Here is a 23,794-nt window from a genome sequence, read left to right as displayed (position 1 = left end):
ATTAAGACAAAATAGGCTTGTTTTTAGATGAGGCTTCTGCAATTTTACCAAGTATCTGTCTCAGTACTTTAGCATTCTCCCCAACAAAACCGGAATCAAGCAGCACATCGTGCGTTCCAATGACCCCGTATTCTTTGTATTGGCCAAGTGTTGCCTGTTGCCATAACAATTTATCTAATGATGTATCCAGACCAACACTATCATCCTCTGCAATCATAGCATGGATATTCGCATGAACTTCACCTGCGTTAATAAGCTCATCGCGGTAGCTGGAGTAAACCAACATTTTGTCCATGACTCGCTCCCTGTCGGCTGGATCGGCCAGGAATGCTTTGTACTGCTCCCTAATGCTGTCCAGCACCGTCTCGACAATCTCTTCAAGCTCCTCAGGTGTCGATTCATCCTTGGACATCTTTCTCATAGCATCTACCATAATAATGTCCCCAACATGGTGGCCTCGGTTTTCCATGGCTTTAGCTACCTCAAAGGCAAGATTTCCTCCAAGTGAGTATCCCAAGAATATATACGGACCCTCTACTTGAATATCTACGATGGCATCGATGTATCGATCCAACATATCTTGACCCTGGAAACGGTCGCCGATAAATTCCATCCCGTACACCTCGCAAAGCCCATCCAGCTCCTTGGCCATCTCATAGTACCCCAGAGAGTGACCTACCCGAGGAGGGAAGCAAAATACTTTAAGCGCTCCTTTTCCTGGGAAGTGGATAATTTCCATTTCTTGTTCATCGGCAGCAGTTGTTGCCTGCAGCTTGAAAATTTCATGCGCCATTTCTTCCACAGTCGGCAGATTAAATACGGCTTGAAGTGGGAGATGAACACCCATACTGGACGAGATCCTTTGGATCAAGCCCAATACTTTCAGTGAATGACCGCCAAGTTCGAAGAATTGATCCCTGATCCCGATTTCCTGTACGCCGAGCACCTCGGACCAAATCTTAGCAAGCTCTACTTCTGTCTGCGTACGCGGCGCGATATACTCGGCTGTGCTCCGCAGAAGTGTTTCCGGTGCCGGTAGCGCTTTGCGATCCAATTTGCCATTTGGATTCAGCGGCATTTGTGCGAGCTGTACGAAAGCAGACGGAATCATATAGCTTGGCAGCTCGCTGGCCAGTGCCTCGCGTAGTACGCCCGCTGCGAGCGCCTCCTCGGCCACAAAGTATGCACAAAGCTGAGTACTTCCGCTGGAGTCAGCCAGTGCTAGAACAACCGCTTCCTGCACCGATGGTACCTTCAGAATTTGTGCTTCCACTTCTCCCAGCTCAATGCGGTAACCGCGGATTTTTACCTGGTGATCAATCCGTCCCAAGTACTCAATATTCCCGTCAGGCAACCACCGAGCCAAATCGCCCGTTCGGTAAATCCGTTCACCCGACTTGTACGGATGAGGAATGAACTTCTCTGCTGTCAGTTCCGGCTGATTGAAGTACCCTCTCGCTACCCCTTCGCCTGCAATGCAGAGTTCCCCCGGCACACCTACTGGTGATACCTGAGAAGCGCTATCCATCATCCATACTTGGACGTTAGCGTACGGTTTGCCGATAGGCACATGCGTTAGAGTCGCAGTCTCACGACTCGTTGTATATCGAGTCGCATATACAGCCGCCTCCGTAGGACCGTAGATGTTCTCCAGTACGGCATAAGGTGATACTTTATAGTACTCTTCCACAAGTTTGGCAGGCAGCGTCTCGCCGCAGGCAAACAGATATTTCAGAGTAAGGAATCCTTGGGTACTGCTTTCCTTCAAATATTGAACGAGCACGCTGAGCATCGAAGGTACCAAATTAAGATGCGTGATTCGGTTCGCATCCACAGCCTCCAGCAGTGCCACCGGATCTTTGTCCACGCCCGGTGGAAGGATCACGAGCGTCCCCTGTCCAAAGAACCAACAGAACAGCTCCGGTACGGAGAAGTCAAAGGTGAATGTCGTTTTGAGCAGGAATCGGTCACCTGCCAACATCGGATATTCAGCTTCCAACTGGCTCAATGTATGGACGGCGGAGCGATGCTCAATCATTACACCTTTCGGCTTGCCGGTTGAACCTGACGTGTAAATGATATACGCCAGGTGCTCTGGTCCTGCAATTGGCTCCAGATTGGAGTCATCCGCATGATACGCCTGCGGATCATCCAGTGCCAGGATCGTGCCAGTGAATGGGAAACGATCCTTGAGATGGCTCTTCGTCAGCAGAAGCTTCGCTCCCGAATCCTCCAGCATGTGGTGAATACGATCCTCAGGGAATTCCGGATCAATCGGAACATAAGCGCCGCCCGCTTTTAGAATGGCATGGATACCTATGATCATCTCAAGCGAACGCTCGACCATGATGCCGACTGGCTGATCTGGTCTGACCCCTTGCGCGCGGAGCGTACGTGCGAGGCGGTTGGCCTGCTGATGAAGTTCTCCGTAGGTAAGCTCCGTTTCGCCGAAAATAAGTGCTGTATGATCCGGTGTGAGTGCAGCTTTTTCCTCAAATATGCCGTGAAGGGTCTTCTCACGCGGATAAGGAGCTGCTGTGTCTCCCCATACCTCCATGATTTGTGATTTCTCTTCTGGCGTTATCAGCTCCAGCTCATCAATACGGATAGCAGGTTGTACAGATACGCTTGTCAGAATTTTCGTCAAGTGCCCTTGAATCCGTTCCACGCTCTCCCGGTCATAGACACGGGCATTATAACGATACAAGAACTCCAGACTACGTCCCGGCAGCACAATGAGGTTAAAATCATAATTTGTCTGTTCAAACATCTGAACATCCGTAATTTTGTATTCAGCCTCATCATTGGCAATTTTCTCTTCCAGATGCTCTTCTACCGGGTAATTCTCAAATACCATTATATGGGAAATCAAATCTTGCTTTTGTTCGCTCTGTGCCTGAATCTCATAGAGCGGATAGGAATCATAAGCATGCCCAGCCAAATATAATTCCTGCTGTCTCTTCATCACATGAGAGAACGTTTCGCTTCCTTCGGCCTGAACTCGAACTGGAACTGTATTAATGAAGAGACCGATCATGCTTTCGATGCCTGGAATCTCGGCAGGTCTCCCCGAGACCACACTTCCGAAGACGACATCCTGACTTCTATTGTAGCGTTGCAATACGATTCCCCAAGCAGCTTGCATCAGCGTGTTCATCGTCACTTGATGCTGTTTGGCCACTTGTTCCAAGCGCTCAGTCAAATCCGCATCCAACGTGAATACCAGCTTCTCCGACACGTAGGCTTCTGCTTTTGCCGATGGCTGTGTGACGGCCTGCGGCAACTTCGTTTGCTGCTCGTAGCCTTCCAGATACCCTCTCCAGTAGGAGGATGCCTCTTCCTCGCCTTGTTTCTCTAACCATTGAATGTACTGGCTGTACGATGCTGCTACAGGAAGTTCAGGTTCCCTTTGCTCACGCAGAGCTCCGTACGTTTCAAACACTTCCTGGAGCACAAGAGGCATACACCAGCCATCCAAAATGATGTGATGAGAGCTCCACAACAGATGGTAATGCTCTTTTGCAGTACGTAGAATAGCAACACGCAGCAAGGCTTCATTCGCAAGATCAAAACCTCTCGCTTTGTCCTGGTCCATATAAGCTGCAAGACGCGTTTCCATTTCGCCCGGTTCCAGCTCATGCAATTCCTCGTATACGAAATCGCATGCTCTTTCTTTGAACACAATCTGTATAGGGAAGTCGCCCCATCCAGCATGGAAATTCGTTCTCAGTATGGCATGCCGTTTCATCAGATGCTGTAAGCTGCGTTTGAAATCCTCAGGATAGAATACTCCCTGAATTTCAAATGTGGCCTGCTCAAAGTAGACCTCTGAATGAGGCTCCAGCAAGCTGTGGAACAGCATTCCCTTTTGCATCGGTGTCAGTTTATACACATTTTCAATGCTACCGATGTGCCGTGTCTGCTCTTCCAGCTCCTCGATTTCCTCCAAGCTGATATCGTTGAGGAGTACATCGCTTGGTGTAAGCTCGGTTCTATCCTTGCGTGCACAGTGTCCAATGACTTCACTGAGACGTTCCTTCAGGATACCGACAAACTTCGCTACCGAATCCACATGGAACTGTTGATGGTTATAGCTGACCGAAAGCTGAAGCTGTCCTTCGGTAATCAGTCCATTAATATTCAAGGCCTGATGCTGCACCATCTCCTCACTGACCTCAGACCCTGCCGAGTAAGGGGACACCTCCATCGTTCCTTCTGCAAGATCCTGGTCAAACTGCCCCAGGTAGTTGAAGGTAATCTCCGGTTCTGCCGAGAAGGAGGAGCCAGTGGATACGTCACTCAAATATTTCAAAATACCATATCCTACACCTTTGTTCGGGATACGACGCAGGCCTTCCTTAATACGCTTGATTCTGGCGCCGATCTCCATTTCGCCTCCCATCTCAAGAGCGACAGGATACTGACTTGTAAACCAGCCTATTGTGCGAGTGATATCTAATTCCGGTACAACAGGCTCCCGTCCATGTCCTTCCAGCACGATGCCTACACGTTCGATCCCTGTCCACTCGTGAACAGCCATACCTAGGGCCGTCAAAAGCAGATCGTTAACTTCCGTATTGTAAGCGCGATTCGCCTCTTTCAGGAACTGCTCTGTCTCTTCTGGCGACCATGTTACCGTAACAGCCTCGGTGTCTTTTATGAGAAGAGCGCCGTCTACCTTGTCTTTTGGAAGAAGGGCAAATCCCTCTCCTTCTACCTCTGCCCAAAAACTACGTTCTTGTTCAGCCGCCGGGCTGTTGGCATATTGCGTAATCCCATCAACCCATGCACGGTACGAATCAGTCTTTTGTGGGAGCTTGACCGCTTCTCCACGTGCTGCTTGTTCGTAGCCTTCCTGCAAGTCCTCAAAGAGAATACGCCAGGATACGCCATCCACAGCTAAATGATGAATAACGATCAACAAATGTTCGCCTTCCGCACAGCGGAACAGACCTAGTCTAAAGAGTGGCCCATCCTCCAGAGAGATGCTGCGCTGAATGGCTTCTGCACCAGCTTCTATTGCCAAAGCCGGGTCTTTTTCATCCTGCAAATCGTGGATTTGGAGGCTATACAGCTCACCTTCGCCCAAACTGCGGTTCCACGCTTCTACTCCGTGCTCTCCTTGGCGGAATACCAGTCGCAGCGCATCATGGTGTTCTGCAATTTTTTGAATAACCTTGGCGAGCGCATCGGTATTAAAGCCTTCGCGTCGGTACAGCATAACCGACTGATTAAAGTGATGTAGATCCTTTGACTGCTCTTCGAAAAATCTGCGCTGGGCAGGTCCCAGTTTTACCGTTCCGTGTACCTCGCCCTGATCTGCAATTCGGCTGACTGCGCTAACACGCTGAGCCAGTTCCGCAATTGTTGGATAGCTGAATAAATTCTTCATTTCCAGTTTGTAGCCTGCGTGGAGAAGTCTTGATGAAACCTGAATCGATTTGATCGAGTCGCCTCCAAGTTCGAAGAAATTATCATGTATGCCAACAAGCGGTACGCCGAGCACACCTTGCCAAATCGAAGCCAAAATGTTCTCCACATCCGTCCGCGGAGCAGCAAAGGCGGCTCCTGCTTTCACACCCGAGTTTGGTTCAGGCAGTGCCTTACGATCCAGCTTGCCATTTGGTGTCAAAGGCATTACGTCCATTTGGACAAAGTAAGACGGAATCATATATGCAGGCAGTTCGGCAGACAGTTCATTTCTCAGCTCGCTGACAGACATTTCCCGATCAGCTACAAAGTAAGCACATAGAGACTTCTGTCCATTGGCGTCTGCCCACGCAACAACGAGAGCTTCCTCCACAAGTGGCATATCCAGCAACTTGGCCTCAATCTCACCAAGCTCAATACGATAGCCCCGTATTTTAACTTGATGGTCAATACGCCCAATGTACTCAATGTCTCCATTAGGAAGGCGACGAGCCAAATCTCCGGTCCGATACATATTTCCTTCCGCAGCGAACGGATCCCTAATGAATTTTTCTGCGGTAAGATCTGGACGATTCAGGTATCCACGGGCTACTCCGTCCCCGGCGATGTACATTTCGCCCTCCACACCTAACGGTACAAGACGAAGCTGTTCATCCAGGATATGAATGTATATGTTGTCGGACGGCAATCCAATCGGTACGGATTCCCGTGTATCCTTCGCAGGATCGTACAGGTGAATCATGCAGCCAACGACGGTTTCGGTTGGGCCATATTCATTGTAAATTTTGATGTTGCCGCCAAAGAGATCGGTAATCGTTTTGGACAAATGTGTGGTCAGATTCTCTCCACCCACAATAAGCTGCTGAATACGACTTTCCGCTGGAATGGTCATGTCTTTTATGAGACTGAGATGCGTCGGCGTCAGCTTGAGAATATCGACCGCATTTTCGCGCAAAATATGCTGAACGACCTCTGCCTTATCTATACCATCATAAATCCGTACTATTCCTCCGTTTATTAACGGAGTAAACATTGATGTCATCGTCAAGTCAAACGAAATGGATGAGTACAGCGGGAAGTCCGTTGGTTGCCCTGCACAATAGACCTTATTGGCCCACCAGATGTAGTTCACGATCCCTTTATGGTTAATCATGGTTCCCTTCGGATTCCCTGTTGTACCTGAGGTATAGATTAAATACACTAGGTCGTTTCCTCTTACAGGAATATTAGGATTATCCACTCCGGCTCCATAGATGTGCGGAGAATCCAATTCCATAACCATTCCCTCAAAGGAGGCCAGCTTCGTCAGGTGGCTCTGTGTGAGCAGAATCTCAGCGCCGGAGTCCTTCAGAATATACTGAATCCGCTCCTGCGGATATTCAGGATCAATAGGTACATAGGCTCCGCCTGCTTTGAGTACACCCATGATGGCAACCAGCAGTTCCACTGACCGATCCGCCAACAGACCCACTACTTGTTCACTCCGCAGTCCCTGGTCTATCAAGGTCGAAGCCAGTCTGTTCGCCCGCTCGTTCAACTCCCGATACGTGATCTGGATATCGCCGCTTACTGCTGCGATATTATCTGGCGTACGGACAACCTGTTCCTCAAACAAGGTATGCAGACCCTGATCACTTGGATAGGCATGAGCCTTGCCACCCCAGTCAAGCAGCTTCGTCCGTTCCTCCGGTGTTACAATCTCCAGCTCCTGTATCGTCGCTTGCGGACGAGTAGCTACCTGATCGAGCATTTGCAACAAATGTCCTCCGATTCGCGCAATGCTTTCTTGCTCGTAGACCGAAGCGTTGTAGCGAATGCAGACCTTAATGTCCTCGCCTGGAATGACAACGAGGTTAAAGTCATAGTTGGTTTGCTCAAACATGGCGAAGTTGGCGACTTCGAGATTGTCCTCTGTGTGATTACCCGACTGTTCTACCTGTTCGTCGAGCGGATAATTTTCAAAGATCATAATATGAGAAATCAGGTCTTGCTTTTGGCTTGTTTTCCCCTGAATCTCATACAGCGGATAGGTGTCGTAGGCACGACCAGCCAACGAATGTGCCTGTGTACGTTTCATCACATTGACAAAGGCCTCGTCTTTGGATGACTGTACGCGGATAGGTACTGTATTAATAAACAGACCCACCATATTCTCGATCCCTGCAATCTCAGCAGGTCTACCTGATACAACGCCACCGAAAACAACATCCGAGCTGGCATTGTAATGTTGGAGAATCAGGCCCCAGGCTGTCTGCATGAGTGTGTTGACGGTCACATGATTGCGCTTCGCGACAACATCCATTTTATGGGTCAAGGACGCGCCCAAATGGAGAACATGCTCATTCAGAACGTAACCCTCTACTTTAGCTTGAGATTTCGTTTTAGCTTCCGGCAATACAGTATTACCGTCATAGTCTTCGAGATATTGGCTCCAATATGTTGAAGACTCTTGATCATCCTGTGCATCAAGCCATTCTATATAACGGCTGTAGGGCTGAGCCGGTGGTAGTACAGGCTGTACTTGCTGACGCAGGGCAGAATAATAATCGAACAGCTCCTGTGTAATAATCGGGATGCACCAGCCATCCATGACAATATGATGGAAGCTCCACAATACAAGGTGGCTTTGTTCTTTTTGCATGACAGTCACTCGCATCAGCGGATCTTCTGACAAGCTGAATCCCTTAGCCATATCTTCAGTAGTATAAGCCTGAATTTGGGCTTCTTGCTCCTGCAACGTACCGGCACGCAAATCTACGTAGTTCAGAGGGATTGGCCGTTGCTTAAAGACAACTTGCAGCGGTACATCAGTGATATTGTTGTAAAAGCCGGTACGCAATATGGCATGTCGTTGCGCCAAAGCCTGGAAGCTCTCGAAGAAGATATCTACATCGAAGCTGCCACGTAGCTCAAACGTTGCCTGCTCAAAGTATGAAGAGGAGTCCGGCTCCAGCAAGCTGTGGAAGAGCATGCCCTTCTGCATTGCCGTTAGCTTGTACACATCCTCAATCTCTCCAATATGGGCCGTTTGGGCTGTGAGTCGATCAAGCTGCTCCAGGGTCAGTCCTTGGAACAGAACATCACTCGGCGTAAGCTGCGAACGCTCCTGAGTCACACAATGCTGGATGACCTCGCTAAGACTTGACTGTAATAATTCAGCAAAATGACTTACCGTCTCCTTACGGTACTGCCTGTTGCTGTACGTAATCGTCAGTGATAGCTGGCCTTCGGCAATCATGCCATTCACATCCAGAGCATATTGCTGTGGTGTGTGATCACTGAGCGCCTTACCGACTGAATGTGTAGACAGGCTAAGAGCATTGCCTTCCAAATCCTGATCAAACTGTCCAAGGTAGTTGAAGGAAACCTCCGGTTCTACGCTGAATCGAGTACCTTTTTCCGGTGCCATATACTTCAGCAAACCGTAGCCGATGCCTTTGTGCGGAACCTCTCGCAAATTCTCCTTGATGCGCTTGATTTGGGCAGATACTTCCTGCCCACCTTGCAGGTTCAGCAGAACAGGGTATTGGGTGGTGAACCAGCCCACGGTACGGGTAATATCCAGATCTGGTACGATCATTTCCCGGCCATGCCCTTCAAGGTTAACCAAAATCTGTTCCATGCCTGTCCAGCGCTGAATAGCTGCTCCCAGCGCAGTCAAGAGCAAATCATTCGTCTCCGTATGATAAGCCCGGTTTGCTTGTCGCAACAGCAGGTCCGTTTCTTCAGCAGACCATGTTACCGTAACCGACTCGGTATCCCGAATGGTGCCCGGTTCCTGATCCTCATCCTTTGGCAGTGGAGCCAGCATCGTCTCCTCAATCTGCTGCCAGTATGAACGTTCCTCGTCCAGGGCAGGGCCTGCTGCATACTTCGCCGCTTGCTCGGACCATACAAGATACGAATCGGTCTTTTGCGGAAGAACAATCGCTTTTCCATTCAATGCCTGCTCGTATCCTGTTGCAATGTCTTCAAACAGGATGCGCCAGGATACGCCGTCAACCAAGAGGTGATGAATGACAATCAACAAATGATCGCCATCATTACAATGGAACAAGCCTAGCTTGAACAGAGGGCCGTCTTCCAAGTGGAAGCTTGCCTGGATGGCATCGGCCTGGGCTTGAACAGCAGCTGCCTGGTCTTCTACCTGTCTCATATCGACGATGTCCAATGTGTAGAGTTCGCCTTCGCCAATTCCCCGATTCCAAGCTGCATATCCAGCTTCTGTAGACCGGAAAACCATACGTAGCGCGTCATGATGAATCGCAACTTGGTCCATTGTCAACCGGAGTGCAGCCTCATCAAAGCCGTCTTTCCGATGGAGCATGACAGCATGATTGTAATGATGTGGCTCCGCTGTGTGACGTTCAAAGAACCAGCGCTGAATTGGCATTAACTCCGCTGCACCTTTGATTTCACCCTGCTCTGCTGTGCGTCCGGCTACTTGAAGATACGGGCTTAGCTCAGCAATTGTCGGATATTTGAAGAGATCCTTCATCTCTAATTTATATCCCAATTGGAACAATCTAGAGGACACCTGAATCGCCTTGATGGAGTCACCACCCAGATCGAAGAAGTGATCATGGATGCCGACCTGCTGTGCTCCTAACACACCTTGCCATACAGAAGCCAAAGCTTCCTCAGCTGCGTTCCTCGGCGCTTCATAAACCGCTCCAGTCTGCACATTGGTCTCAGGAGCTGGAAGTGCTTTGCGATCCAGCTTACCATTTGGTGTCAACGGCATCTGTTCCAATTGCATGAAGTAAGACGGAATCATATAAGCCGGCAGCTCAGCAGCCAAGGCTTTTCTCAATTCGCCTACTGTCAGCATCTGATCGGCAGTGAAATAGCCCACCAGTACTTTTTGTCCACTTCCATCCTCCCGGGCAAGCACAACGGCCTCCCTCACAGACGGAGCATGGAGCAACTTCGCCTCCACTTCTCCTAGTTCGATACGGTAACCCCGGATTTTAACCTGATGGTCAATCCGTCCCAAATACTCCATGCTGCCATCCGGCAACCAGCGTGCCAAGTCACCTGAGCGGTACATGCGCTCGCCCGCTTCAAACGGATGCGCTACAAACTTCTCTTCCGTCAATTCCGGTCGGTTCAGGTAGCCACGCGCCAGGCCTTCGCCCGCCACATAGAGTTCACCCGGAATGCCAATCGGTTGTGGACGGCGTTGTTCATCCAGAATGTACGCACGTAGTGTCGGAATCGGGATACCGATATTGCTGCGGCCCTGTCCAATTTCCAGTTCCGTAATTTCCTTATACGTTACATGCACGGTCGTTTCCGTGATGCCATACATGTTGATGAGCTGTACTTGCGGATATTTCGCTCTCCAGTCCTTGAGCAAGGCCGGGCTTAATGCCTCCCCGCCGAAGATAATCATGCGAAGACTCAATTCTGCAGCGCGATGACTAAGTTCTTCTTGTAGTAACTGATAGAAGTATGTTGGCGTCTGGTTCAACACGGTAACCTTCTGGTCCTTAAGCAACTGCAAGAAACGCTCTGGGCTCTTCGCAGTAAGCGATGGAACGATGACCAGACGACCTCCGTTCAGCAATGCCCCGTACATCTCCCATACGGAGAAGTCGAAACAGAATGAATGGAACAGCGTCCATGTATCCTGAGGACCGAAATCAAACATATTTTTATCATTAAAGAGCAAGCGGACTACATTCTTGTGCTCGATCAACGTTCCCTTTGGCTTGCCTGTCGTACCCGATGTGTAGATAACGTAGGCAAGATGATTCGGTCCAGCCGTAGGCTCCAGATTTGAGACATCTTCCTTGTAGGAAGCCGCCTCGTCCAGATTAACAATGTCCCCGGTGAAGGAGATACGTGTCTCCAGATGCGCTTGTGTCAGCAGCAGCTTGGCTCCCGAATCCTCAAGCATAAAGCGAATGCGGTCCTCTGGATATTCAGGGTCGACAGGGACATAAGCCCCGCCCGCCTTCAAGATGGCCAAAATCCCAACGACCATTTCAAGGGAACGATCCGCCATGATTCCAGCCAGTCCGTCTGGTTGCAGACCACGCTCGCGAAGCGTTCTGGCAAGTCCATTGGCCCGCTCATTCAGCTCGCTATAGGACAAGGTTGCCTCTTCACATACGACCGCTACTGCATCCGGATTACGGACAGCCTGTTCCTCGAACAGTGCATGAATCGTTTGGTCACGAGGATAATCTGCTTTGGCTTCGTCCGCATCTTTCATCAGCATCGACTTTTCCTGCGGTGTCACGATATCAAGGGATGACAACGACAATCCCGGATTGGCGATAGCTTCCTGAATAAGCTGTACAAAGTGGCCTGCCATCCGCTCAGCGGTCTCCCGCTTGTAGATTGCAGTCGCGTATTCCAACGTGCAGTTCAATGCCCCATCCGCTTCACTCACTGTCAGCGTGAGGTCGAACTTGGCAGCAGGATGGCCCTGATCGTAAGGAGTGAAACGCAATCCCTCTATTTCTTGTTCTCCCTGCTCGATATTTTGCAGAACAAACATAGTATCAAATAGTGGGTTACGACTCAGGTCACGCTGAAGCTCCAGCTTCTCTACCAGCTCCTCGAACGGATAATCCTGGTTTTCATAGGCCCGCAGTGCTGTTTCCTTCACTTCCTTCAAGTAAGCCTCGAAAGACTTTTCGCCCTCTGGATAAGTACGCAGTGCCACTGTGCCTACGAACATACCGATAAGGCCCTCGAGTGTGGCATGGGATCTTCCCGCCACTGGTGAACCGACAATGACATCTTCCTGCCCCGTGTACTTGTGCAAGAGCGTCGTATAGGCTGCCAGCAGCACCATGAACAGCGTAGAACCTGTTCGGGTAGCCAGCTCCTGGAGTGAAGCGCTCAGAGAAGCATCAATCTGGAAGTCAATCCGATCTCCCGCAAAGCTTCGTACCGCAGGACGAACTTCATCTACTGGCAAATCCAGCACTGGCAAGCTTCCGCGGAATGCATCCAGCCAGTAAGCTTCCTGGGCTTTTAGACGCTCGCTTCCGAGCTGCTCTTGCTGCCATACCGCATAGTCTGTGTACTGGATCTGCAACGCAGGCAATACGTCCTCTTCTTGGTAGAAGTGAAGGAACTCTTCTATGAGAATATTCATAGAAACCCCATCCGAGACAATATGATGCATATCGAACAACAGTAAATGGCGCTCGTGTGCAATTCGAATGAGACCTACCCGCAGCAGTGGTGCTTCGCCAAGGTCAAAAGGATGAACAAACTGCTGAAGGGCAGCTTCTGCCTCTGTCTCGCTCAACTCCGCATATTCCACCGTAAACGGAACATCCGGTAGGATCTGCTGTACAGGTTCACCGTTAACCGTCACAAAACGGGTGCGCAGTGAACCATGACGATGAATCAGACGACGGAATGCCTGCTCCAGTCGTTCCCGATTCAGGGCTCCCTCAACCGTAAGAATACCTGGCATATTGTAGCTCAGCTCTCCGCCTTCCAGCTGGCTAAGGATAAACAGCCGTTTTTGGGCTGAGGACAATGGGTAGTGCTCTCGCGCTCCCGCTGTAGGAATTTCTTCAAAATTCAGCGGTGTATAGCCCTCAATGGCACGAGCCAAGCCTTCAATGGTAGGCGACTCGAACACTTCTCTTAGGCTAATCTCGCGGTTCATCTCCTTACGAATTCGTGAGACTAGCAGAGCTGCACGCAGTGAATGGCCTCCAAAATGGAAGAAATTATCCTTTACTCCCGCGCTCTCTACACCCAGCACCTCTTGCCAGATTTCGGCTAATTGAATTTCTACAGGTGTCTGTGGAGCCTCAGATGAAGCAACTGCCCATCCTTGCTCGCCCTGCAGCGCTTTTCGATCTATTTTTCCGTTCGACGTCAGAGGCATGTCCTCCAGTTGTACGAAGCGGGAAGGGATCATATATCCAGGTAACATCTCCGACAGAACTGCCCGGAGCTCCGATACCTCAAGCTTCTGAGCAGCTACAAAGTAAGCGACTAGATCTTTGTAGCCATCCTCACTTTCCACAGCCAAGGCTACGACTTCCTGAACGAACGGCACTCTGAGCATGTGTGCTTCGACCTCGCCCAGCTCGATCCGATAGCCACGAATTTTGACTTGGTGATCTATTCGGCCTAAGTACTCGATAGTTCCATCTGGTAACCAACGAACCAAATCACCCGTCCGATACATACGCTCTCCTGGAGTAAACGGATTGTCCACGAACTTCTCATCCATTAACGCAGGCTGGTTATGATAGCCCCGGGCTAACCCGATACCTGAAATGCATAGCTCTCCAGCTACGCCGACAGGCAGCACTCTGAAATGGTCATCCAAGATATACACACGATGGTTAGCAATGGGTTGTCCAATGGACACTCGTTCCATCGTTTCTTCACTGTCCGGGACAGTCCACATTGTGGTGCATACAGAATCCTCTGTTGGGCCATAGCCATTGAAGTACTGTACGTGCTTCCTCCATTTTTCGATCAACTCGACCGATGTGGCCGATCCGGCGGTTAGCAGGCATCGCAGTGCTGGCAGGCGCTCCGGTTCAAGGTGAATAATGTAAGCTGGTGGCAGAGTCGCTATCGTAATTGCCTTGCTGTTCATGAACTGCTCGAACAGGGCATGATCTAAAATATCTTGCGTAGAAGGAATGCATAGAGTAGCCCCGTGGCTCAGTGCCGTTATAATCTCGGAAACCGATGCATCGAACGACAGACTTGCAAACTGAACGATCCGATCCTGCGGTGTAACTTCGAAGAGTCCCCGATATACGTCCGACAGATTTCGTAGTCCGCGGTGTTCCACTAATACGCCCTTAGGCTGACCCGTCGTGCCCGAAGTATAGATCACGTAAGCCAGGTCATCAGAGTTGGCCGTATCCTTCAAATTCGATTCATCGGCATCATAGGTCGACGGTTCTTCCAGCAACAGGACACTTCCCATCCAGCCTATATGCTCCAAAAGATGCGCTTGGGCAAGGATCATCTTCGTCCCCGAATCTTCGAGCATGTAGTTGATTCGCTCTTTCGGATACTCTGGATCTATTGGAACGTAGGCGCCCCCGGCTTTCATAATGCCGTACATCCCAACGATCATATCCGTTGACCGTTCAACAAGCAGCCCCACCAGGTCTCCCGTCTTGATTCCCTCAGCACGCAGTCTTCTCGCCAATCCATTGGCTTTTGCGTTCAGCTCGGCATAGGTCAGCATCTCGTTCTCAAACAGAATGGCAGTCGCGTCCGGCGTTCGAGCCGCCTGTTCCTCCAACAGCCCGTGAAACGTGGTACGGTGTTTGGAGCTGGCTTCCGTTTCTCCCCATACGCTCAGAATCTGTTCTCTCTCCTGCGGCGTAACCAATTCCAGAGCATCCACGGAAATTGCAGGATTCTCCACAATTTGTTCCATGAGGTGAAACAAGTGACCCTTGATTTGTTCAATCGTGGCTGGATCATAGACGAGCGCATTGTATTGGAACAACAATCTCATCTCTTTGCCCGGTAGAACAATTAAGTTAAAATCGTAATTCGTTTGTTCAAGAAGCTCCGCTTCCTCAATCTCAAAGGCAGCCTCGCCATCTCCTAGACGCTCTACTTCCTCTTCCACAGGATAATTCTCAAATACCATAATATGTGAGATTAGATCCTGCTTTTGGTCCGTCTGAGCCTGAATTTCAAACAACGGGTAGGTGTCATACATATGAGAAGCCATATATTGCTCCTGCTGTTGCTTCATCAGGACTGTGAAGGGGAGATGTTCTTCCGTCTTCACACGAACTGGAATTGTATTAATGAACAAACCGATCATCCGGTCAATTCCCGGAATTTCAGCCGGTCTGCCTGACACTACACTTCCGTATACAACATCCCGACTACCGTTATAGCGTTGAAGCGCAATGCCCCAGATGGACTGCAGCAATATATTCATCGTGACATGAGCATCTCTGGCCACCTTTTCCAGACGTTCAGTCAATTCCCTGCTGACAGGATAGTTCAGCTTTTCTGCTACATAGCCTTCTCCTTTGACTGCTCCACCGACTTGAGGTAAAAGCGTCTGTTGCTCATAACCGGCCAGATATCGGCTCCAATAGTCGGCCGCAGCTGCTTCATCCTGCTGTTCCAGCCATTCAATATATCGGCTATACGGCTGGACCTCTGCCAGCTGAGGCTCTCTTCCTTCCAGGAGGGCAAAATAGTGTTCAAACACCTCCTGTGTAATTAATGGAACACACCATCCATCCATGACGATGTGGTGGAAGCTCCACAAGAGACGGAAGCTCTCTTCATCTGTTTGCAAAATCGATACACGGAGAAGCTCATCTTCAGCCAGGTTGAAGCCCTGTGCTTTGTCCTCAGCGGCAAATGTCTTTAGATAAGCTTCACGCTGCGGTGCATTCATCTCACGCAGGTCTTCATACACCAGTTTGGCACCTCTGTGCCGAAATACGACTTGTAAAGGCTCACTGCCCCAACCACTGTAGAAGTTCGTGCGCAGAATGGCATGACGCTCCACCACTGCATCCAGACTGTGTCCGAAAGCGGTCGGATCAAAACTACCCTTAAAGTCAAAGGCGGCCTGCTCAAAATAAGCACCTGTATGCGGCTCGAACATATCATGAAACAGCATGCCCTTCTGCATCGGCGTCAGGCTGTATACATTCTCAATATCGCCTATGTGGCTGGTCTGCTTCGAAAGCTCCTCCAGATCAGCAATGCTCAGCCCCTTGGCAAGCACATCGCTTGGTGTCAATACAGTTCTTTCCTGGGTTACACAATGCTGAAGAAGCTGCCGTAGGCTTTCTTCAATATATCCAGCGAGCTGTTTCATTGTAGATGACTTATACTGTTTTCCGTTATAACTCATCGTCAGAGTCAAGGCTCCGTCTGTCACCATGCCATTAATATCTAGCGTATAGGCTGGCTCTCCCAACAGGCTTTGCGCGCTTCCGGTCGGATAAGGAGAAACCTGCAACGAGCTTCCTTGCAAATCCTGATCAAACTGCCCCAGATAGTTAAAAGAAATTTCAGGCTGCAAATTGAAACTGTCTGCGTCCTCCTGACTCGCCATCGTATTGAGCAACCCATATCCGATACCTTTATTCGGAATACGGCGCAGCTCTTCTTTCACTGATTTGATTAAGGCTGACAACTCAAGATCATTTCCCAAGTCTAAAATGACTGGGTATTGGCTTGTAAACCAGCCAACAGTACGGGTAATATCGATATTCGGTATAATCGGCTCACGACCGTGCCCCTCAAGATTCACAGCGATCTTACCAATACCAGACCATTTGGATACCGCCATGCCTAGAGCAGTCAATAGCAGATCGTTCGTCTCCGTTTGGTAAGCACGATGGGCTTTTCTCAGCAGTTGATCGGTTTCTTCTACCGTCCATTGTGCTGTCACCACTTCGCTATCCTGCAATAAAAGGCTTTCCACAGCCTCATCCTTCGGCAACTGCTCGAGTGGCTGATCCCCAAGCTTGCTCCAATACGCCCGATGCACCTCGATTTCTGGTCCTTCCGAATAACGGGCAATAGCGTCTCCCCAATCACGGAAGGAATCCGTTTTCTGCGGAAAGGTCAGTGCTTGTCCTTGGATCACCTGTTCATAGCCTGCTGCGAAGTCCTCGAACAAAATCCGCCAGGATACTCCGTCCACCACTAAATGATGGATCACGATCAGAAGGTGGTCTCCATCCTGACAATGGAAAAGCCCTAACTTCATCAGTGGACCTTCTGCCAGGTTGATGCTGCGCTGGATGTCGTCCGACAGCGTTGTAATGGCTGCAACCGGATTAGATTCGCTCCGTAAATCAGCAGTGATCAGGCTATACAGCTCTCCTTCTCCAAGATCACGGTTCCAAGCTTCGTAGCCATGCTCGGTCTGCCGAAAAACCATGCGAAGGGCGTCATGGTGCTCAGCCAATTTTCTCAGCACATGATGCAAGGCCTTTTCCTCAAATCCCTGTTCACGATACAGCATGACCGCTTGATTGAAGTGATGAGGCTCTGCCTGTTTCCGCCCAAAGAACCACTGTTGGACTGGAGTCAACCGAGCCGCTCCACGCACAACTCCCTGCTCAGCCATATGCACGGCTGTTTGTATTTCTGCACCTAGCTCGGCAATGGTTGGGGATTTGAACAGTTGCTTCATCTCTAACCGATAGCCAGCCTGCAGCAACCGTGACGACACCTGAATGGCCTTGATAGAGTCTCCACCCAATTCAAAGAAATTGTCATGGATCCCCACCTGTTCGGCACCCAGCACTCCTTGCCAGACAGATGCCAAAGCTTCCTCAGCCGGTGTACGAGGAGCTGTATACTTCCGTCCCGTATGCGCACCTACTTGCGGAGCTGGCAGAGATCTGCGGTCCACTTTTCCGTTCGACGTTAATGGCATTCGATCCATCTGGATAAAGTAGGATGGCATCATGTAGCCCGGAAGTACCTGCGATAGGGCAAGGCGTACTTCGCCTGCCGTGAGCGTACGATCTGCCACATAATAAGCGCAAAGCTGCTTCTCTCCAAGCTCATCCGCACGAACGACGACCACGGCTTCAACTACTGACTCCACCTTGGCTAATTGAGCCTCGATTTCGGGGAGTTCGATACGGTAACCGCGTATTTTGACCTGCTCATCAATTCTTCCCTTAAACTCCAGGTTCCCATCTGGAAGCCAGCGAACCAAATCACCAGTTCGGTAGCAGCGTTCCCCTTCCTTAACAGGACTAGGGACAAATTTTTCTGCTGTGAGGTCAGGACGATTGAGGTATCCGCGCGCTACACCTTCACCGCCGACAATCAGCTCGCCCCAAGCACCAATGGGCTGTAATTGCAGCGATCCATTGACTACATAAGCGGTCGAGTTACTAATCGGGCGCCCAATCGGCACGCCCCCTTCAACACGACCCGGAATCTTGTAGGTGGTGGAGAAGGTCGTATTCTCTGTCGGACCATAGCCATTGATAGGGACAAGATCAGGATTAGCCTCAATGACACGGTTTATATGAGATATGGACAGTACGTCACCACCTACCAGCAATGCTTTCAGTCCTCTGAACAGGTACTCGTCCTGCAGTGAAAGCTGATTGAAAAGCGGTGAAGTAAGCCACATGGTCGTAATTCCGTATTTGGCAATAGCTGCTTTGAGCCGATCGGCAATCAGGATATCGTCGTTCTCTACGAAATAAAGCTGTCCGCCGTTAAGCAACGCTCCCCATATCTCAAAGGTCGAGGCATCGAAGGCCACGGCTCCTGTCTGCAAAATTCGCGTGGATTCGTTCAGCTCCACATAATTGGTTTCTTTGACCAGACGGACCACGTTCCGATGTTCAACCATAACGCCCTTCGGTCTACCTGTCGTACCCGAGGTATAGATCACATAAGCGAGTCCCTGTGGTCCCTGAACTGTCTCCTCAGCTTGGACAGGATCAGACGCATAAGCCTCTTCACTGCTGAGGTCAACAATCGGTATACCGTAGTCTACATTTATAAGCTCGCCCTTTTGTACCAGTAGTAGCTTGGCATCGGAATCTTCGAGCATATAACGAACCCGATCTTCTGGGTAATCAGGATCGATCGGCACATAGGCTCCACCAGCCTGAAGCACGGCAAGCATACCAACCACCATCTCGATACTCCGTCCGCCCATAATAGCCACCGGTTGCTCCCTTAGCGTCCCCAAACGACGCAGTGTTTGGGCCAAGCGGCTCGCCTTGTCTTCCAACTCAAGGTATGTTAACCGGACATCGCCGAATACCAACGCCGTCTGCTCTGGTGTACGCTTGACTTGTTCCGCGAACAATTCATGAATGGTCTTATCCCTTGGATAAGGAGTAGCTGTCGCGTTGAATACTTCAATGATCTGTACTTTCTCCTCCGGTGTAATCATTTCAATTTCGGCCAATTGCAACTGAGGATTGGCCGCGACTGCATGCAGAACCCGAAGCAAGTGCGTGGCCAGTCGCTCTACAGTTTCCCGCCGATACAAAGCTGTACTATATTCGAGGCCAAAGGCTAGTTCTGCGCCTTTCTCCTCTACATTGAGGGACAGGTCAAATTTGGCTGTGACGGTGTCCAACGGGTAAGGAGTAAAGTGCACGCCATCCATGTCTTGCTCTTCCTGCTCCGTATTTTGCAATACCAACAGGGTGTCAAAGAGCGGATTGCGGCTGACATCACGTCCTACGCCCAGTTTTTCGACCAATTTTTCAAAAGGGTAATCCTGATGCTCGAACGCCTTGAGCGCTGTTTCCTTGACTTCCAGAAGATAATCATGAAAGGTTTTTTCTCCTGCCGGGTAGCTGCGCAAAGCCAGTGTATTGACAAACATACCAATGATGCCCTCAAGCTCCGCTTGTGGTCTGCCGGCTACTGGAGAACCTACGACGATGTCCTTCTGCCCTGTATATTTGTGCAGCAGCACCGAATAAGCGGCCAGCAATACCATATACAGTGTAGTACCTGTACGGGATGCAAGCTCTTGTATCGCCTTATTGCCAGACTCGTCCAATGTAAAATCAATACGGCTACCCGCGAAGCTCCGAACCGAAGGGCGCTGGAAGTCCGTAGGCAAATCCAATACCGGCAACTCTCCTTCAAAGGTTTGCAGCCAATACGCTTCAAGGTCTTGCCATTCTCTTTCCGACTGTTCCCGTTGCCATACCGCATAATCCTTGTATTGAATATGCAGTTCTGGTAGTTGTTCTCCTTGATATAATTGCGTGAGTTCCTCCACTAGTATTTGAATGGAAACCCCATCTGAAATGATGTGGTGCATATCAAACAGCAACAGATGACGCTCCTCCTGCAGCTTCACTAAGCTAACACGAAGCAATGGAGCCTGGCTCAGATCAAAGGCACGGGTAAAGCTGTGAATGAGCGTATCCGTCTCCTCCGCTGAAGCCTCTGTGTAGCCCAACGTGAACGGAACATCCTTATGCACATGCTGAACAAGCTCTCCATCCTGCATATAAAAGCCGGTTCTCAGCGATTCATGGCGCTGGATCAGTGCCTTGAACGCAGACTCCAGCCGCACGCGATCCAACGGTCCGTCCACGGTGAAGGCACCTGGCATATTGTAGCTGAGCTCTCCCCCATCCATCTGTCTCAGCACGTATAACCGCTTTTGCGCTGAGGACACTGGGTATGCTTCGCTTTCTTCAGCCTGTGGAATGGACTCGTACACGGTTGGAATGCGTTCCTTCACCAGTCGCGCCAGGGATTCAACCGTAGGCGATTGAAATACTTCACGCAGCGAAATGCTGCATCCCAGCTCTTTGCGAATCCGCGTAACGAGCAATGTTGCCCGCAAAGAGTGACCACCGATCTCAAAGAAATTATCGTGGACGCCAACGCGGGCAGCTCCCAGGATATCCTGCCAAATAAGCACCAGCTGTGCTTCCACTGCAGTTCTTGGAGCCAGATAATCCTCGCCGGATTGTACGCTACCCTCAGGAGCCGGCAACGCGCGGCGATCCAGCTTGCCATTAGGTGTAAGCGGCATTTGCTCCAACCGAACAAAATAAGAGGGAATCATGTAAGCTGGTAATTCCGTTGCCAGCTGAGACCGCAATTCTCCTGGCGAAAGATCGCTGGAGGCTACATAGTAGGCGCACAGCAATTTTTGTCCCTGTTCGTCGTCCCGGGCGAGGACAATCGTTTCCCGTACGCCTGGAGCTTTGAGAATTTGGGCTTCGACCTCGCCCAGCTCAATTCGGTAGCCGCGAATTTTGACCTGATGATCGATCCGGCCCAAATATTCAATATTGCCGTCAGGCAACCAGCGAGCCAGGTCCCCAGTTCGGTACAGGCGTTCTCCCGCTCGATACGGATGTTCTACAAATTTCTCAGCCGTCAAATCTGGCCGGTTCAAATACCCACGGGCAAGACCATCCCCCGCAATGTATAGCTCTCCCGGAACCCCGACAGGCTGCAAGCGTCTGTGCTCATCAAAAATATAAGCGCTAAGCGTTGGAATGGTTCTACCAATATTGCTTTTGCCTGCTTCTATCTCATGTTCTGTGATTTCCTTGTAAGTGACATGAACCGTCGTTTCCGTAATTCCGTACATATTAATCAGCTGCACATCAGGATACTTTGCCCGCCAGTTTTTCAGAAGAGATGGGCTCAAAGCCTCTCCGCCAAAAATAATTTTTCTAAGGCTAAGTTCTGTGGACGATTGTGCTAATTCTTCCTGTATCACCTGATAAAAATATGTCGGCGTTTGGTTTAAAATGGTGACTCGATTGTCTTTCAACAGCTCCAGGAAGGCTGCCGGGCTTTTAGCTGTAAGGGATGGGACAATTACCAGTTTTCCTCCGTAAAGAAGCGCTCCATACATCTCCCAAACAGAGAAATCGAAGCAGAACGAATGGAACAGCGTCCATGTATCCTGGGAATTGAAATCAAATAAATTGTCATCGTTAAAGAGCAGACGAACTACATTTTTGTGCTCGATCAGCGTTCCTTTTGGCTTGCCAGTTGTACCCGATGTGTAGATAACATAGGCCAAATGGTTCGGTCCCGAAATGCTCTCCAGATTAGAAGCATCTCCTGTATACGTTGCGGCTTCGTCCAAACTCACAAGCTTTCCGTCAAAAGTGGTACTCTCCCATAGATGGCTTTGGGTGAGCAATAGACGGACTCCTGAATCCTCTAGCATGTAACGAATGCGTTCTTCAGGATATTCAGGATCAATTGGCACATAGGCCCCTCCTGCCTTCAAAACCGCCAACATGCCGACGACCATATCTAGGGAACGATCCGCCATAATCCCCACGAGTACATCTGCACCAACGCCTTCGGTGCGCAAATATCTCGCAAGCTGGTTAGCCTGCTCATTTAGAGCTAGGTATGTAATGCTCTGCTCGCCCATCTGAACAGCTACGTGGTCCGGCGTGCGCTCAGCTTGTTCCTCGAATAAGCCATGAATGGTCTTATCACGCGGGTAATCCACTACATCGCCTTCCGAAAGAGCCAGAATGGATTGCTCTTCTGCTTCTCCCAATAGATTTACTTCTGCAATGGAAAGCTGCGGTGTATGAATGATCTGCTCGGCGATCGTAAGCAGCTGGGACACCATGTCCGTTACTTCACTGCGTTCGAACAGCTCTGTCCGATAATCGATATCCAGTACAAGCTCGCCTTCATCCAAGATTTCCACGATATGAAGCACGAAATCATTCACTTCATCGCCGCAAAAATCATAATCCGTCAAAATGCGCACGTCATCCAAGTCAACCCAGTTGATAAGGCGGTATTCCATGGAAACACCAAAAAGCCGCTGAATATCCTTGTTGCCGTGCATTTCTCTAAGATCCTGAATTAACTGATTGTATGGATATTTCTGATGCCGCAAGACTGACATTTGGTCCCTGGCTACTTCCTGCAGGAAGCTTAACACCTCTACATCCTTGTCAACGTATGTTCTGGCGGCAGCCGTGCTGACAAACATACCGATCTTTTGCTTCTCTTTCTTGTTCCCCCGGTTAGCGAACGAGGTACCGATCACCACATCCGGCTGATTCGTCACTTTGTGTATGTAGATATACATCGCACCCATGAAGAATTGGAACAGAGAAATCCTGTTTTGTTGGCAAAATGCCTGTAGCTCGTTATATAGCGTCTCCGGCACAGTAAAATGTTCTCGAACAGCTTGGGTACTTAGCGATAACGGGTTATATGACTTCCAGCCTGTGAGTTCAGGCAAATCGGAGAATTTATCCAGCCAGTATGCCTTATCCTTTTGGTACCTGTCAGAAAGCTCATATGCGTTCTCATCTGCAATATATTCAATATAAGAGCAATCATCGCTCAGCTTAGGTTCATTTCCTTGAATTAAATCCATATAAAAGGCTGTCAGTTGATTTCCATAAACCACCATAGAGATCCCGTCAGAAATAATATGGTGCATTTTGATATTAATCCAATACTCTTCCTCACTAATCTTCACAATCAAAAACTGGAAGAGTTCAGAGTCCAGCAATGGCAAAGGTTTGCTTTTGTGCTGCTCAAGTAAGGCTTCCACCTCGGAAATACTATCGATATGAGTAAGATCCAAGCACTCCAACTGTCTTTCTTCATAAGGAACGACATACTGCTGGGGCACTCCATCCACTGAAGTAATACGAATGCGGAACGCATCATACTGTTTGATAATCAAATTGATGGACTGCATGAAGGCAGCGATATTGATGTGACCCTTCATCTTGGCTGTACCGGATAGCTGTGACACGGATGTATCTGGATAGAGTAATTCGGTATACCATATACGCTTTTGCGCATTCGTTAAATCAAATAACTGCATGTTATTCATCTCATTTCACTCCTATTTCCGTGATGTGAATATCCTCCCGCTGCACTTGGCAGTCAGGAGGAC

The 23,794-nt window shown here is 49.7% G+C and carries 1 protein-coding gene; it reads right to left on the bottom strand.

Going from position 1 to position 23,794, the window contains the following annotated elements:
* Position 1: 1 nt before the first annotated feature.
* The gene (locus ACUC6J_RS00415) at positions 2 to 23,731 is read right to left on the bottom strand and encodes a non-ribosomal peptide synthase/polyketide synthase (RefSeq protein ID WP_447249586.1); all 23,730 of its coding nucleotides are present in this window, start codon (positions 23,729 to 23,731) and stop codon (positions 2 to 4) included.
* Between the last annotated feature and the right edge of the window lie 63 nt (positions 23,732 to 23,794).

The sequence above is a fragment of the Paenibacillus sp. JJ1683 genome (genome assembly GCF_053006485.1).
This window is presented reverse-complemented; position numbering and strand designations above follow the sequence as displayed.